Raw genomic sequence first — 14,959 nt, forward strand, 5'->3', positions numbered from 1 at the left:
AGGCGACGGGGCGCCTTAGTTCACGCTGATCAGATCAATGATGTAAACCAGCGTGCGTCCAGATAGGTCTTGCCCCAGCTCGGCCGGACCATAAGCCTTCTCCGGGGGAATGATCAGCTTGCGGCGGCCACCGGTGCGCATGCCCGGGATGCCTTCCTGCCACCCTTCGATCAGGCCGGAAAAAGGAAACTCGATGGACCCGCCGCGATCCCACGAGGAGTCGAACTCCTCGCCAGTCTCGAAGTCCACTCCCACGTAGTGCACCTCAACCATGCCACCCGGCACGGCCTCCGCGCCGTCGCCGACCACCAAATCCTCAATCACCAGGTCCTGCGGGGCTCCCCCAGTCGGGATGTCGATCTGCGGTTTGCTCATGGGAAGTCTCCTTCGAAAACTGATAGCTTCTCGAGGCTCCACCCTAGCAAAACGCGAAAAGCCCCCTTGGGGGCATGCGCTTCGCGCAGCCACACCGAGGGGGTGTCACCAAAAAGGGTTTAGAGCTTGCGCGCGCCCTGGCCAGTGTAGATCTGACGCGGACGGTTGATCTTCGCGGTCGGGTCGTTGACTTGCTCCAGGTAGTGTGCGATCCAGCCCGGCAGGCGACCCATGGCGAACAGGACGGTGAAGAAGTCCGTCGGGAAGCCCATGGCGCGGTAGATCAGGCCGGTGTAGAAGTCAACGTTCGGGTAGAGCTTGCGGGAGATGAAGTAATCATCAGCCAGCGCGATCTCTTCCAGCTTCATAGCCAGATCCAGCAGGTGGTCGCCACCCAGGTGGTTCAGGATCTCGTGTGCGGACTCCTTGACGATGGCCGCGCGCGGATCGTAGTTCTTGTACACGCGGTGGCCGAAGCCCATCAGCTTCACGCCCGGCTCCTTGTTCTTCACGCGGTTCATGAAGTCGGTAGCGTCGCCGCCGTTAGCGTGGATCTCCTCCAGCATCTCCAGAACAGCCTGGTTAGCGCCGCCGTGCAGCGGGCCGGACAGGGCGTTGATGCCCGCAGCGATGGAGACGAACATGTTGGCCTGGGAAGAACCAACCATACGGACGGTGGAGGTGGAGCAGTTCTGCTCGTGGTCAGCGTGCAGGATCAGCAGCTTGTCCAGGGCCTTGGTGACCACCGGATCGTCCTCGAAAGGCTCGGTCGGGTAACCGAACATCTGGCGCAGGAAGTTCTGGCGCGCGTTCATGGAGTTATCCGGGTACATGTACGGCTTGCCCTTGGAGGCGCGGTAAGCGTAGGCAGCCAGCATCGGTACCTTCGCCATCAGGCGGTAGGTGTTCAGCTTCTGGTGCTCCGGATCCAGCGGGTTCAGGGAGTCCTGGTAGTAGGTGGACAGAATGTTCAGGGAGGAAGCCAGAACGCTCATCGGGTGGGCATCACGCGGGAACACGCGGAACTGCGCCTTGAAGTCCTCGTCCAGCAGGGTGTGCTTGCGGATGTTGCTGTTGAACTCTTCCGCCTGCTCCTCGTTCGGCAGCTCGCCGTTGATCAGCAGGTAGGAAACCTCGTTGAAGGTTGCGTTGTTAGCCAGGTCGGCGATGTCGTAACCGCGATAACGCAGGATGCCGTTAGCACCGTCGATGTAGGTGATGGCGGACTTGGTGGAACCGGTGTTCACGTAGCCGGGATCCAGGGTGGTCAAGCCGGTCTCTGCCAGCATCTTGCCCAGTGCCACACCGTCGTTGCCTTCGGTGGCACGGACAATGTCCATTTCGTACTCTCCACCTGGGTAGTGGAGAACGGCCTTGTCCTGATTATCAGTAGCCATTGACATCCCTTTCTGAAATGTTCACGTGCCTGCCCGCAGCGATTCTTAGCGTTTACTTTGGTAAAAGTCGCGCCGACGCCGTTGGAGCGGAACACAGATTCACGGTTTCACTTGTAAATTGTAGCCGCTTTGGAGCTTCCCCGTATGGCGTTACTAGCACAGTAAAGCCCGCGGGGGGATACAGCACACTCTAACGCCTGTGTGATGCAGGTGACAGAATAACTGCCGCCACCGGGGGTAACTCTCCCCACCGTTCAGTGCGGTTTCCGCAGCGGTTCTTATATTTTTGGCACTTTTTGGACATCACTCCATTCCGACCGTCTACCCTAAGAAATCAGATACTGACCAAAGGCAACTGAAGGTAACTGAGGTAAAGATGAACGCACCTGCCAACGACCAGAACACTCTGCCCACCATCCCCGCGGAGTTCATCCCCGCCGACGGCCGCTTCGGCTGTGGCCCGTCTAAGGTGCGCCCCGCGCAGCTGCAGGCTATCCAGGACAACGCCGCCATCATGGGCACCTCCCACCGCCAAGCTGGTGTGAAGGACGTCGTCGGTTCTGTGCGCGAAGGTCTCTCCGAACTGTTCAGCCTGCCGGAGGGTTACGAGATCGTGCTCTCCCTGGGTGGCGCTACCGCGTTCTGGGATGCCGCCTCCTTCGGCCTGATCCGCAACAAGTCCGCGCACCTGACCTACGGCGAGTTCTCCTCTAAGTTCGCAAGCGTTTCCAAGAAGGCCCCGTGGCTGGACGAGCCGCAGGTCGTCGCCGGCGACCCGGGCACCGCCCCGGCACCAAGCCAGCTGGATGGCACCGATGCTGACCTGATCGGCTGGGCGCACAACGAGACCTCCACCGGCGCAATGGTTCCGGTTACCCGCCCCAAGGCCGCTTCGGACGACACTCTCGTCGCCATCGACGCAACCTCCGGTGCCGGTGGACTGCCCGTCGACATGAACGAAGCTGACGTGTACTACTTCAGCCCGCAGAAGTGCTTCGCTTCCGATGGTGGCCTGTGGCTGGCTGCTTTCTCCCCCGCTGCCCTGGAGCGTGTCGAGGAGATCGCCGCGTCCGATCGCTACATCCCGGCCTTCTTGGATCTGAAGACCGCCGTGGATAACTCCCGCAAGAACCAGACATACAACACCCCGGCCGTCGGCACCCTGCTGATGCTGGATGACCAGGTGAAGTGGATGAACGCCAACGGTGGTCTGGACGGCATGGTCGCCCGCACCAGCGAGTCCTCCCAGGCTCTGTACAGCTGGGCTGATTCCCGCGCGGAGGCCACCCCGTTCGTCGAGGCTGCGGATTCCCGCTCCCTCGTCGTCGGCACCATCGATTTCGACGACAACATCGATGCCGCTAAGGTCGCCAAGATCCTGCGCGCCAACGGCATTCTGGATACGGAGCCTTACCGCAAGCTGGGCCGTAACCAGCTGCGTATCGGCATGTTCCCGGCCATCGACCCGGAGGACCTCAAGAAGCTGACCGGCGCCATCGACTTCATCCTCGACGGCGGCCACGCAGCAAAGTAATTCCGCTTTTGGCTATGGTTGGAGGGTGATGTTAATAACACGGCCGTCATTCGCCGTAGCTTTTTAGCGCATCACCCGCCACGTCACCCGTCAGGAGGCCAAGTTGCAAGAGCTGAAATTTGTCGTCGCCGATAGCGATGCCTCGTCGCTCGTGCTGCGCGCCGTGGATCCCGCCGTCGGTGGCCCTATCGCAGAGTACTTCCTGCCCGTCACGGACGAGCTTCGCTCTTTTCTTAGTGACGCCCCCACGGTCCGAAACAACGATGTGAACACGGCCGATGCGCCTGCCTCGGCGGGCGGGGAGGATTCTTCACCCGCTGCTAACTCCACCGACGCTGACAGCACGTCCGCTGACAGCAGCACTGCTGGCAGCACTTCCTCCGACAGCGCCACCACTAGCGACGCCGACGCTGCCAGCTCCAATGCCGGCGATGAGGCCGCGGAGGGCACGGAGGGCGAGGTGGCGTCGCTATTCCAGGGGCGCGACAAGGACCGCCCGAATGCGCGGCCACACCGCACAAAGATCGCGATGTCTCCCCGGATGATCCAGGATCGTATCCGCCAGGGTGCGACCGTTGCCGAGCTGGCAGACGAGGCCGACACGGACGAGGCACGCATCGAGCCCTATGCCTGGCCGATCCTGCAGGAGCGTGCCCGCATTGCAGAGTTGGCTCACGCGGCACTTCCGGTGAATGCCGACGGCGTATCGAATCAGCCGCTGTGGGAGGTTCTGGCAACCGCACTGGCTGCCCACGGCGAGTCGCTATCGGACGCCGAATGGGATGCCTACCAGAACGCCACTAAGCAGTGGATCGTCACTGTGGCCTGGGAAAAGGACTCGGCGGGACGGACGGCAACCCACACCGCAGAGTTCATCGTGGAGCTGCGCGGATCGGATAAGCCACTGGCGCACCCACACAACAGCATCGCGGGCGACCTGGTGAACCCGCGCTATGGGCAACCGGTGCGCAGCGTTTCGCCGGTCACCCCGCTACTGCACCCCACCCAGCGCCCGGGCGTGCAGGGCTGGCAGGATGCCCCTTTGGATCCGGAGAACGCAGCGCCGGAGGGTGCACCTTCCCCGGAGGAGAACACCCCCGTTGCAGGCTCTTCCCCTGCGGATCAGGGGGATCGTGCGGATAATGAATTCCTAATGCACCCGGACGCAAAGTCGGCCAAGCCGAAGCGTAAGCGCAAGGCCGTCACCCCGCATTGGGAGGACGTGCTCCTCGGGGTGCGCACCAACCCCAAGAAGAAGAATTAGGCGTTAGAAGGAGCCACTGCTGTGACCCTGGTGACCTTATGGTTTGTGAATGCGGCCAACCCAAGCACGGTCGTGCATCAGGAACATAAGGTCGACCGCGGTTTTGCCCGCAAGTACCTGGCGCAGCTGAATCCCGCCTGGCCGCTGACTCACATCGGCGACTTCGACATGACCCGCAGCGCAACGCCGGGCGTCGACGAGTTCTACATCGGCGGCTACCCGGGGCTCTCCGTAGTACAGACCGTCATCCCGGATCTGCGCAAGCTCTCCGAGCTTCCGGAGCGCTACCGCACGCTAGTCAGCGCAGCCGATGTCTACGCCTCCTGCGTGGTGGCAGATCCGGAGACCGCGGCATCCACGAAACCAGGTGACGGTGGGGATCCTGCGTCCACGGAGGTCGACGAGACTTTCGGCGGCTTCGCCCACTGGGCCGGGGGCACGCTCAAGCGTTCCTTCTGCGCGACACAGGAGACTGTGTTTGAAGATACTGGCCTGCCCTGCGAGTTCGAAGCCGACTTCTGGGCCGGCACCACAGAGGCCCACGGCATTCAGCTGCCCTTCATCCCCGCGGAGCTGGCCACCGCTGCCGTCGAATCCTGGCTGGGGTTCTCCCTGACAGAATCCGCCCCTGCCCTGCCCGTGGCGGCTTTCGCCGTCGACGGTCGTCCGGAGGCGAAGTCCTCCGAATATGACGGCCTCACGCACGGGCCAAGCCAGCCGGAGGACAAGGTGTCTGTCTACGACGAGGAGCAGGGCTACGACGATTACGCCGCTCCCTCCGGCGCCAGCGAGCCGAGTTCTGCAGAGGTCGCGAAGAACGTCCTGAACTCCCTGAGCAGTGGTGCCCGCAAAGGGTTCAGCGCCACCATCAAGGGGCTGCGCGGGGCGTCCAAGAAGATCGGCGACGAGGTTCGTCGCCGCAGCCGTGGCAACTAAGACTCAGCTGGCCCCCTAGCCAACTCCGTTAGCGCACGGCCTCGTAAAAGGCGATCGCCGCCGCCGTCGCAACGTTTAAGGAATCGGTGCCGCGAGCCATCGGGATCGCGGCCCGCACATCCGCGGCCCGCATGGCATGCTCGGTTAAGCCGGGACCTTCCGCTCCCACCATCACCGCAACCTTCTTGCCCCGTTCCCGAGCAGCCTCGGTTGCCTCGCGCAGCGTCGTGTTCCCCGACGGGGTCAGCGCCACCACCTCATAGCCACGGCTCTGCAGCAGCTGCAGATCCCTCTGCCACGTCGTAGTCGTGCCAGGGAATCTAGCCCACGGCAGGCGCAACACGTGCCCCATCGACACGCGCACGCTGCGGCGGTACAGAGGGTCGGCAGTAGCCGCACCGAACAGCACCGCATCCACCCCCAGGCCTGCTGCATTGCGGAAGATCGAGCCGATGTTTTCGTGGTCCCCCACTCCCTCCAGCACGGCAATCACGCCGCTGGCCCCCTCGGTGCCCTCAGTGCCCTCGGTGTCTTCGGTCGCCTCCAGCTGGTCCAACAGCGCTTCCACGGAAAGCTCCTCACTCTCCGGCAGGCGATCCGCCGAGGCCACCAAGCCCCTATGCATATCGAAGCCCGCTACCTCCTTCAAGACCTCACGGGAGACCTCGAATACGGAGAACGGGGCGTCATCCCCCGAAAAAGAGCTAGACAAGCTCTCCTCAATCGCCCGCAGCTTCCCCGGGAACCCCACGACCGCCCGGGTCGGATACGGGCTGGCCAGCAGGCGCGGGACGACCAAAGTGCCCTCCGCGATGATCAGCTGCTCGCCGGACTTCTTGTCGGACGCGTTGAGGTTCCGAAAGTCATCCAGACGCGGGTCGCGCGGATCATCGATGCGGATAGGCGAAAAATCAGCCACAGGCTAGCCCCGCAGAACGTCCATCACTGGATCGGCGGCAAAATAAACCACGAACATCACGGCCACCAGATACAGCAGCGGGTGGACCTTCTTCGCGCGGCCACCCACCACAGCCATGGCGACGTAGGTGATGAAGCCCACGCCGATGCCGTTGGCGATGGAGTAGGTAAACGGCATGACCACGATGGTCAGGAAAGCCGGGAGGGCAATGTCGAAGCGGGAGAAGTCAATGTCCTTGACCTGCGCCATCATCATCGCACCGACGATCACCAGAACCGGGGCGGCGGCCTCGATCGGCACGACCTCGTACAGCGGGGTGAAGAACATCGCCAGGATGAACAGCAGACCGGTGACCACATTGGCCAGACCAGTACGGGCGCCATCGCCGATGCCAGCGGCCGAGTCGACGTACACGGTGTTCGAGGAACCGGAAACGGCGCCACCGACGACCGCACCGCCACCCTCGACGATCAGCGCAGTGCGCAGGTTCGGCAGGCGACCGTCCTCGTCCGCCAGCTTGGCCTGCTTACCCAGAGCCGTCATGGTGCCCATCGCGTCGAAGAAGTTAGCCAGCACCAGGGTGAAGATCAGCATGCAGGCTGCCAGCACTCCCACGCGAGTGAACGCACCGAACAGATCCACGGCACCGACCAGGGAAAGGTCGGGGATTCCACCTAGGGAATCCGGCCCCTGCGGGACGGCCAGGTTCCAGCCCTTCGGGTTGGGCTCGCCGTTAACGAAAGACGGGCCGGAGTGCGTGAAGGCCTCCACGATCATGGCGATGATCGTGTTGGCGACGATGCCGATGAACAGGCCACCGCGAACCTGGCGCACCACCAGGGTGCCGCAGATGAGCAGGCCGAGGATGAATACCAACGTGGGCCAGGAAGCAATCGAACCATTAATACCCAGGCCAACCGGCACGGTCGTGCCCGCAGCATCGGGAATACGGCGAACAAAACCGGAATCCACCAGACCAATCAGGGCGATAAACAGGCCGATACCCACGCCGATGGCGGCCTTCAAGGAGTCGGGAATGGAGTTGAATACAGCCTCGCGGAAGCCGGAGATCGCCAGCAGCACGATGAGAATACCGTCGATCACCACCAGGCCCATCGCCTCGGGCCACGAAAGCCCTTCGGTGCCGACGAAAGTAACCGCCACCAGGGTATTAATGCCCAAGCCAGCGGCGATGCCGAAGGGGTAGCGGGCAATCACGCCAAAGGCAATGGTCATCACACCAGCGGCCAGAGCGGTAACGGCAGCCACGCGGGCCGTGCCCAGCTCGTCGCCGTTAATGTCCGCGCTAGTGCCCAGGATCAGCGGGTTTAGGATGATGATGTAGGCCATCGCGAAGAACGTGACCACACCGCCACGGATCTCGGTGCCCACCGTGGAGTTACGCTCCGAGATCTGGAAGTAGCGGTCTAGGAAGCCGCGATCCTCGTTTGTGGATTTCTTGTCCACCTTTTTCTCGGCCCTCGCGGCCTGTGCATCTGACATGCGGGATTCTCCCCTACCTGTACGAGTAGTTCGTGGGTACTGCCCCCAATCCCAGAACTGTAGGCAGTCACCACAATATGAAACGACAAGTAATAAGTAACCACTACGCAGGGTATTTTTGCAACTATTAAGCGCTACTCGAAGGCCATCAAGGGGTTACTCGAAGCGCGACAGCCCGCCGTCGACATACACGCCGTAGTTGCTGGTGCCTTCGCCCAGCTCCTCGCCGATGGATTCCTCTACAGTCGCTGAGTGCGCACCGCAACCATAATCTTCCTGCACCACACGGCCATCGGCGGAGTATTCGTTGGCGCATATGCCGATGCGGTTGTCTACGTCGTCGACGGGCAGGTAGAACGCGCAGGTCTCGCACTGCAGCTCCGCCTTTTTGGCAAATTCGGACCTCGGCCCATAGTCGCCTTCGCGCCATCTGCGCTGGGCCTGCTTCAGCCCCACGTGGGACAGGGTGTTTCCGGCCCGCGGGTTGCGCAGGAAGCCATCGCCGTCCTGCAGCTGCGCCCAGGCGATCAGCCGCTCGTCGTCGCGGCGCGGCGGCAGCGTGTCGCCGGGGCCGAGGTCGCCGGGCTGCACCCGGTCCTCGTAAGGCACCCACTCTGGCGCCAGGGAGGCCTGCTCCCCCGCCTGCAAACTCACCTCATTGATCGTGAGAACCCCACTGCCCGGCACTGTCACCAGCACCACGACCCACTCCCAGCCCCGATAGCCGGGGACGCGGCTGCCGAAGCGGTAGACCCCTACCCCCTCATCCTGCGTCGCGATGCCGAGGAACTCCCCCACCTCGTCGTCGCCGACCTCTTCCACCGCGGCGCGGGCCATGTCCTTTGCCTGTGCAGAAAAAAGTATCGGATCTGCCTTAATCTTCTTACTCACCTGAACCATTATGCCTGCCGTCCCCTCGCTGTGGTGCATGATGGTTGCATGTTCTCTTATCGACGCCACCCTCACGCATCCCTCCACCGATCCCAGAAAGGGCGTGTGTCGACCCAGGTCGTCGCAGCTGTAGGAGCTGCAGCCTTAGCGTGTGCGTTATCGGCGTGCGGTTCGGACGACGGGGCGTCCCCAATTAAACAAGGAGACACCTCCGAGCAGTACGGCAATGCCCCGCTGCTCGAAGCGACGGTAGAGAAGGTGCATCCGTGGGATAAGTCAGCGTTTACGCAGGGGCTGGAAACCGCCGAGGATGGGCGACTGCTGGTTGGGACCGGGCTGCGTGGCGAATCCCGGATCTACTACACCGACCTGGAAGGGCAGAAAGGCAGCGAGCAAAAGCTCAGCGACAACTTCTTCGGCGAGGGCGTAGCCATCCACGGCGATACGGTGTGGCAGCTGACATGGCAGGAACACACGGCAATCAAGCGTGATGCGCGCACGTTGGAGGAAACCGGCCGGGCCGACTACGAGACCGAGGGGTGGGGGCTGTGCTCCCAACAGGATCGACTTGTAATGAGCGATGGATCGGGCACGCTGACGTTCCGCGACCCCGAGACTTTCGACAAGACCGGCTCCGTCGACGTGCCCGGCACCGACCAACTCAACGAGCTGGAATGCACTGAGGATGGCAAGGTGTGGGCGAACGTCTGGCAGACCAACACGATCCTGGAGATCGACCCGGAGGACGGCAAGGTCACCCACGTCGTTGACACCTCCGGCCTGTTCCCCGCCGCCAAGCGCGACGGCGCGGATGTCCTCAACGGCATCGCAGTGGTTCCGAATAGCACCCCGGAAGATCACCGCTTCTATCTGACGGGCAAGCTGTGGGACGAAATGTACGAGGTGCGCTTCAAGGAACCGCAGGCCTAAGAAGCGTTCGCAGAACTGGTTAGGGCTTGTCCACGCAGTGAATTAGGATCGAAAACCGTGAGCGACCAAGAAGAATCCAGCACGAACACTTCCGAAAAGGCTAACAGCAAGGCCACTAAGAAGGTCACCGAAAAGGGGACCGGGAAGCCTGCACCGAAGCTGTCCAAGAAGCAACAACGCCAGCGTGCGCAGCGCAAGCAATTGCTGACCATGGGCGCCATCGTGGCCCTCGTTGTCGTGGTGATCGGCGGCGTACTTCTGTACAACCGCTGGCAGGACGGGAAGATCGAGACCCTGCCTAAGGACCAGCGAATCATTGCTGTCGTTGACGGCAAGGAGGTAGAGATCGCCCCGTATTCCGCCTGCCAGCTGGATGATCCGGACTGCCGCCCCAGCGAGCCCTACAAGCTAGAAATGGGCGATGCGAAGGAGGTCACCCTCAAGCTGCCGGAGGATGTGTACGACCATGATTGGTCCATGCTGCAGATCTTCAATGATCCGGGCGCTAACCAGGACAACTACTACAAGGGCAACGAACGCCAAGAGGTCACCCTGAAGACCGAGGCAAGCGTGAAGGCGAAGGACGGCAGCACGCCGCTACTGCGAGTCGTGGAGCTGCACTCCATGCTGGTCGGGCTAGATGACAACGACGAACAAACCCCCTACGCAACCATCTGGTCGATCGAAATCGCCCAGTAGGTGGCTGCGGTAGGGGGTTTGGAGTTCTGTTTTTAGGGGGTTAGCTGTCGAGCTCCCGCGCGATCGTGCGCAGAATCTCCGCCACCTGGCGCGCTTCCTTACGTTCCGGGCGGCGACCGGACTGCAGAACGGGCAGTACGCTGGCATCCAGCAAAGTGATCGTATCCTGCACCATCTGCTGTAGTTGCTCTGCATCGTACTTGTGCTGTGCACGGCGGGGGCCGTTGTCCAGCACAGTCATGGTGTGCACCTGCGGGCCACGGCGGCCGGCAATGAACTCATACTCGATGCGCTGGCCCTTGACCAGTTCGGTGACGCCCTCGGGCAGCACCTGGGAACCGACGTAGACGTCCTCGTCCCCTGGGTTGCTGACGAAGCCGTAGCCGCGGTCTGCGTCGTACCACTTCACTTTTCCGGTTGGCATGGGATCACCCTGTTCCTTTATTACTTCACGGGGAGCGCAGAAAAGATAGAGAGAATACTGTGCCTGCGCTCCGGCAATAGAATGACCTAGATTAGCGAGAATACTGAGGTAGAGCAAATCTCAGCAACCCCACCAGTTACGCCCAATTTGTGACGTTCATCACATAACGGAACGATAACAAAATGGTTTCAATAGAGTAAACGCCAGGTCAGAATAAGTTCTTATCCATCGCCTTAACGGAAGCTAAGATACGGATCTTGTCAAAAACGTGACACAACCGTGACAAACCAGTACGGTAACCCATGACCAAAAGGCGAACGAGCAAACTGCTCGACGTCAGAACCGAATAAAGTTCTTGTTTTTCAAGAGATAACGAAACAAAAGGCGTCAATACACAAACACCTGGCGCCCGAAGGGAAACTCAGCGAACATGGCACGTCACGCAAAGACCAGCTCTTTCTCCACCGCAGCCCGCCTGTCCGTAGCAGGCGTTGCTGTTGCAGCGACCTCCGCCCTGCTGGCACCGACCGCTTCCGCAGCCCCGGATTCCGACTGGGATCGCCTGGCTCAGTGTGAGGCTGGCGGCAACTGGTCCATCAACACCGGCAACGGTTTCCACGGTGGCCTGCAGTTCAGCCCGTCCACCTGGGCTGCCTACGGCGGTAAGCAGTACGCACCGTACGCATACCAGGCAACCCGCTCCCAGCAGATCGCCGTTGCAGAGCGCGTTCTGGCTGGCCAGGGTTGGGGTGCATGGCCGGCTTGCTCCGCCAAGCTGGGTCTGAACTCCAAGCCGACCCCGCGCAACGCCGCTGCTAAGCCAAAGGCTAAGCCGAAGGCAAAGCCGAAGGCAAAGCCGAAGGCAAAGCCGGTCGCACCGGCTCCGGTTGTTAACCAGGCAGTCCGCGACCTGTCCCGCAACTCCAACGCTCTGGCCATCGACAAGTTCTACGACGCACTGGTCAAGCGCATCGAGTCCCTGGGCTTCTCCGTTCCGAAGGAAGTCACCGACTTCTACAATGCCAACAAGTCTTCCTGGAACCACACCTACAAGAAGTACTCCGCTCAGCTGCAGCACGTTCTGCCTCACTAAGAGCATCTAGGCTTCACCGGGCTGGCACGCTTTCCGCGTGCTAGTCCGGTTTTTCTTTAACCACCACAGCTAGGCCACACACCTGCCCACAGAAAGCACAAAGGTGGTGTGCATCCCCCCTCTAGCACGGGGGACGCACACCACCTCGGTGTGAACGTTCAGTTACTTGTTAATAACAGTGAACGAGTGGACGTACGGCAGCTCGGAAGCATCGACCGGGAACTCGATGTCGCCGTAGGGGCTCAAAGCGCCCGCGGTATCAGCCACCAGCTCGGTAACGGCGTGGTGACCCTCTGGGATATCAGTGGGCCAGCCTGCGTCGACGTAGCCCTTCTTCTCAACGTTAGCCATAGTTGTATCTTGGCATATCAGAAGGCAAAAGGCACGCTGCAAGCTAAAATAGGTCGATTATGTGCCCCCATTCCGCGAAGTCGACCACCAAAGGCAAGTCTCCCGCCTCCACCCGCAGCGGGTTCCCCTCCTATGGGGACTGGCTGTTCGGGCAGTCGGACGAGGCACTCGCGGATCTACTTACCCGCCTGCTGGCTTCCAACCCCACGACCTTCGTGGAAAACCTCACCGGCAACAACGCCGCGCTGGATAACCTTTCTACCGCCGTGTCCATCCCCGGCAGCACGGGTAGCCACAGCCAGTCCGCCGAACTGTTCGGCGATGCCCCAGACCCGGCGCTGATCCATTTAAACTCCCTGGAATTGGCCGTTTGCCACGCAGCCTGCGAACTCGATGCTGTCCACCACCCGTGCACGGTGGCGGATCTGGCCGAGATGCTCACGGAACTCTTCGACATCGCCGGCACTCCCGCGCAGCAGCGCCCCAACGACCAGCAGGTACGCGGGGCCGTCCAGTCCCTATGCCACTGGGGGCTGGTCTTTGGACCCGATTTCCAACTCCCCTCCCCCGAACTGCCCGGCGCGACCACGCAGTTGAAGATCCCACCGCACCTCCCCCGCATGTTCGAGCCCTCCACGGAGCAGCTCTGGCGGCTCGTCGACGGCACTCGTTGCCCCATCCCCTCGGCCGAGCTGCCGGGAGTGGTCGACGAACTGCCGCCCCGCCAACGCCGCCTGTTATCCACCTTGGCCGCGGGAGGCGGCGTGGGGCACTCAACCTCCCTGCACGAGGGTGCGGATCCGTCGAAGCCGCTCCCCACCCTGGTCCGCCAGGGCATCTTGGATCAGCTGGACGATACGACCGCCCGCCTCACCGGCCGTGTGCAGCAACTACTGCACGGCACGCTCATCACCGATCCGGGTGGCCACTTCGCGCCCATCAGCGCGACCAGCCCAGCCGACTCCGCCGCGAACTCCCGCGCCGACGATGCCGGTGCCGCTCAGGCAGTGCAGCTAATCCAGGATCTCAGCCACCTCATCGAAGACCTCGGCCGCAACCCGATCGTCCCCCTGTCGTCCGGCGGCATCGGCACCCGCGAGATCAACAAAGTCGCCCGCCGTCGGGACGAACCCGCCGAGGCCACGCTGCATCTGCTCACCTGGCTCGCCCACGCGAACCTCATCGGACGCGGCCGCGCCACCCCTACCCCGGCCGGGCAGCCCGCGCGGGACTATTGGGCTCCCACGGAGCTCGCCCTCGACTTCCTGGAGGCCTCCCCCGCCACTGCCTGGGCGATCCTCCTAGTCGGCTGGGCCAACAGCGCTTACGCCCCCTGGTTCGTCGAGGAACCCGACACGCGCCCCTTCGAAGCCGGCACCGCATCGCACGCCGCCCGCGGACTGCGCCGTACCTTCGCCGCCCTTTTTGATGACGCCCCTACGCCCCAACCGAACGAACTTCACCGGGAGCTCTGGCGATTGCGCCCCGGTGAGGCCTGGCGCACCACGCACACCGCTTGGAATGCAGTGTGGGAGGAGGCGAAGGAGGTCGGAGTGTTGGCGTCCCTAAGAAGAGAAACCGTACCTACCCGGGCAATGGGCGCCTTGCGTGACGTGCTGAGCGGCAGCGCAGACCCCGTGGCGGATCTGGCCGACGCGTTGGCGGAAATTCTGCCCGCCCCGGTGGAGCAACTGATCGTGCAGGCAGATCACACGATCATGGCGCCGGGGCTGCTGCACCCGACCGATCAGGCGATGCTGGCCAAGTTCAGCGACCAGGAATCCGGTGGAATGGCCAGTGTGTGGCGAATGTCCAAGGAATCGGTAGAGCGGGCGCTGCGGTCGGGGCTCGGCGCCGAGGAGATCGAGGAGTTTCTGGAAGCCCGCGCGCTGGGCGGGGCAGAGAACGTGCCGCAGGCACTGCGCTACATGCTGCATGATGCGGAGCGCAGCCAGTCGCAGGCCACCGCCGGAGTGGCGCAGATGTACCTGAGCACCAAAGAACCTGCGGCGCTGGACCGTATTCTGGCGCTGCCGGATATCGAGGGTCTGCGGCTGCGGAAGATTGCGCCGACGGTGGCGGTTTCCGCAGCTCAGCTGTCGTTTGTCACTGACCGGTTGGAGGCCATGGGCGTGCAGCTGCGCCTGGAAGGCGGCCAAGCGGTCGCCGACGCGCCAGTGCTGTCGCGGGTGGCCACCCCAGCGCGCCCGGGGCTGCGCTGCGCTGTCGATGGATCAGTCGATCGCAGCGCCGATGGCATGGCCGACGACAGCGAGCAGGTTATCGCGAGTGCGATCGAGGGCTTCCGGCGCAGCCACGAGCGTGCCAACGCTGCGGGCACGACCAGCACTCCGGATGCGCAGGGCCAGCCCGACGGAACGCGAGTTGTGCATACGCCAGAAGAAATGATGGCGGCGATCTCGCAGGCGTATTCTTCCGGAACCATCGTGCGGATCAGCTACGTTAACAACGACGGCCAACAGGCCAGTGACCAAGTTTCCATTGTGATGATCCGCCCCTCGACCATCGCCATGGTTTCCGAAATCAGCGGGGAAAGCTTCACCGTGCAACCGCACCGGCTCAGCAGCGTGGAGTACTAGCGCCACTGGTGCGTACGCGGGAGACTACAGTGGAAGGTTGTCC

The 14,959-nt window shown here is 62.5% G+C and carries 14 protein-coding genes; 7 read left to right on the forward strand and 7 right to left on the reverse strand.

Annotated features, from left to right (window positions below):
- Nucleotides 1–15: 15 nt before the first annotated feature.
- Entirely contained in the window at nt 16–375 is a 360-nt protein-coding gene (locus tag HMPREF2678_RS01245) for an FKBP-type peptidyl-prolyl cis-trans isomerase (RefSeq protein WP_070550565.1), read from the reverse strand.
- Between the two features lie 119 nt (nt 376–494).
- A complete protein-coding gene (locus HMPREF2678_RS01250) occupies nt 495–1,772 on the reverse strand; it encodes a citrate synthase (RefSeq protein WP_034969678.1) in 1,278 nt (425 codons plus the stop codon).
- Nucleotides 1,773–2,148: 376 nt separating this feature from the next.
- Here HMPREF2678_RS01250 and serC point away from each other — a divergent pair, with 376 nt between their 5' ends.
- The 3 genes from serC (at nt 2,149) to HMPREF2678_RS01265 (ending at nt 5,506) form a co-directional block, all read left to right on the forward strand.
- Nucleotides 2,149–3,306 carry a phosphoserine transaminase gene (gene serC, locus HMPREF2678_RS01255; protein ID WP_070550566.1) on the forward strand — a complete coding sequence of 386 codons (1,158 nt, stop codon included), beginning with the start codon at nt 2,149–2,151 and terminating at the stop codon, nt 3,304–3,306.
- A gap of 103 nt (nt 3,307–3,409) precedes the next feature.
- On the forward strand, nt 3,410–4,570 hold the full coding sequence (gene sepH / locus HMPREF2678_RS01260) for a septation protein SepH (protein WP_070550567.1): 1,161 nt from the start codon (nt 3,410–3,412) through the stop codon (nt 4,568–4,570).
- Between the two features lie 21 nt (nt 4,571–4,591).
- Nucleotides 4,592–5,506 carry a DUF6928 family protein gene (locus tag HMPREF2678_RS01265; protein WP_070550568.1) on the forward strand — a complete coding sequence of 305 codons (915 nt, stop codon included), beginning with the start codon at nt 4,592–4,594 and terminating at the stop codon, nt 5,504–5,506.
- 28 nt (nt 5,507–5,534) lie between these two features.
- Here the strand turns inward: HMPREF2678_RS01265 and HMPREF2678_RS01270 are convergent, their stop codons facing one another.
- From HMPREF2678_RS01270 to HMPREF2678_RS01280, 3 genes are all read right to left on the reverse strand, one after another.
- Nucleotides 5,535–6,425, reverse strand: coding sequence for a TrmH family RNA methyltransferase (locus HMPREF2678_RS01270; RefSeq protein ID WP_070550569.1), 891 nt, complete (start codon nt 6,423–6,425; stop codon nt 5,535–5,537).
- Nucleotides 6,426–6,428: 3 nt separating this feature from the next.
- Nucleotides 6,429–7,928 (reverse strand): NCS2 family permease, encoded by a 1,500-nt coding sequence (locus HMPREF2678_RS01275; RefSeq protein ID WP_043012462.1) that lies wholly within the window; start codon nt 7,926–7,928, stop codon nt 6,429–6,431.
- A gap of 156 nt (nt 7,929–8,084) precedes the next feature.
- Nucleotides 8,085–8,828, reverse strand: coding sequence for a DUF3027 domain-containing protein (locus HMPREF2678_RS01280; RefSeq protein WP_034969694.1), 744 nt, complete (start codon nt 8,826–8,828; stop codon nt 8,085–8,087).
- 96 nt (nt 8,829–8,924) lie between these two features.
- On the opposite strand from HMPREF2678_RS01280, the gene HMPREF2678_RS01285 reads away from it, so the two are divergent.
- Nucleotides 8,925–9,749, forward strand: a complete 825-nt coding sequence (locus HMPREF2678_RS01285) for a glutaminyl-peptide cyclotransferase (RefSeq protein ID WP_051879548.1) — start codon at nt 8,925–8,927, stop codon at nt 9,747–9,749.
- Nucleotides 9,750–9,806: 57 nt separating this feature from the next.
- Nucleotides 9,807–10,448, forward strand: a complete 642-nt coding sequence (locus HMPREF2678_RS01290) for a DUF2771 domain-containing protein (RefSeq protein WP_034969695.1) — start codon at nt 9,807–9,809, stop codon at nt 10,446–10,448.
- Nucleotides 10,449–10,488: 40 nt separating this feature from the next.
- Here HMPREF2678_RS01290 and HMPREF2678_RS01295 read toward each other — a convergent pair whose 3' ends face one another.
- On the reverse strand, nt 10,489–10,872 hold the full coding sequence (locus HMPREF2678_RS01295) for a cold-shock protein (protein ID WP_034969697.1): 384 nt from the start codon (nt 10,870–10,872) through the stop codon (nt 10,489–10,491).
- A 430-nt stretch (nt 10,873–11,302) separates the two neighbouring features.
- Between HMPREF2678_RS01295 and HMPREF2678_RS01300 the strand changes: the two genes are divergently transcribed.
- On the forward strand, nt 11,303–11,965 hold the full coding sequence (locus tag HMPREF2678_RS01300; protein ID WP_070550570.1) for a resuscitation-promoting factor Rpf1 domain-containing protein: 663 nt from the start codon (nt 11,303–11,305) through the stop codon (nt 11,963–11,965).
- Nucleotides 11,966–12,127: 162 nt separating this feature from the next.
- Here the strand turns inward: HMPREF2678_RS01300 and HMPREF2678_RS01305 are convergent, their stop codons facing one another.
- A complete protein-coding gene (locus tag HMPREF2678_RS01305; protein WP_034969700.1) occupies nt 12,128–12,316 on the reverse strand; it encodes a hypothetical protein in 189 nt (62 codons plus the stop codon).
- Nucleotides 12,317–12,375: 59 nt separating this feature from the next.
- On the opposite strand from HMPREF2678_RS01305, the gene HMPREF2678_RS01310 reads away from it, so the two are divergent.
- Nucleotides 12,376–14,916, forward strand: a complete 2,541-nt coding sequence (locus HMPREF2678_RS01310; protein WP_070550571.1) for a helicase-associated domain-containing protein — start codon at nt 12,376–12,378, stop codon at nt 14,914–14,916.
- Nucleotides 14,917–14,959: the final 43 nt, after the last annotated feature.

It is taken from the genome of Corynebacterium sp. HMSC058E07 (assembly GCF_001809885.1).
Taxonomy (GTDB): domain Bacteria; phylum Actinomycetota; class Actinomycetes; order Mycobacteriales; family Mycobacteriaceae; genus Corynebacterium; species Corynebacterium macclintockiae.

Bases quoted from the DNA above. Each gene is read 5' to 3' on its own strand.
- HMPREF2678_RS01245 (WP_070550565.1), bottom strand. From the start codon at position 375: ATGAGCAAACCGCAGATCGACATCCCGACTGGGGGAGCCCCGCAGGAC.
- HMPREF2678_RS01250 (WP_034969678.1), bottom strand. From the start codon at position 1,772: ATGGCTACTGATAATCAGGACAAGGCCGTTCTCCACTACCCAGGTGGA.
- serC (WP_070550566.1), top strand. From the start codon at position 2,149: ATGAACGCACCTGCCAACGACCAGAACACTCTGCCCACCATCCCCGCG.
- HMPREF2678_RS01275 (WP_043012462.1), bottom strand. From the start codon at position 7,928: ATGTCAGATGCACAGGCCGCGAGGGCCGAGAAAAAGGTGGACAAGAAA.
- HMPREF2678_RS01280 (WP_034969694.1), bottom strand. From the start codon at position 8,828: ATGGTTCAGGTGAGTAAGAAGATTAAGGCAGATCCGATACTTTTTTCT.
- HMPREF2678_RS01295 (WP_034969697.1), bottom strand. From the start codon at position 10,872: ATGCCAACCGGAAAAGTGAAGTGGTACGACGCAGACCGCGGCTACGGC.
- HMPREF2678_RS01300 (WP_070550570.1), top strand. From the start codon at position 11,303: ATGGCACGTCACGCAAAGACCAGCTCTTTCTCCACCGCAGCCCGCCTG.
- HMPREF2678_RS01305 (WP_034969700.1), bottom strand. From the start codon at position 12,316: ATGGCTAACGTTGAGAAGAAGGGCTACGTCGACGCAGGCTGGCCCACT.
- HMPREF2678_RS01310 (WP_070550571.1), top strand. From the start codon at position 12,376: ATGTGCCCCCATTCCGCGAAGTCGACCACCAAAGGCAAGTCTCCCGCC.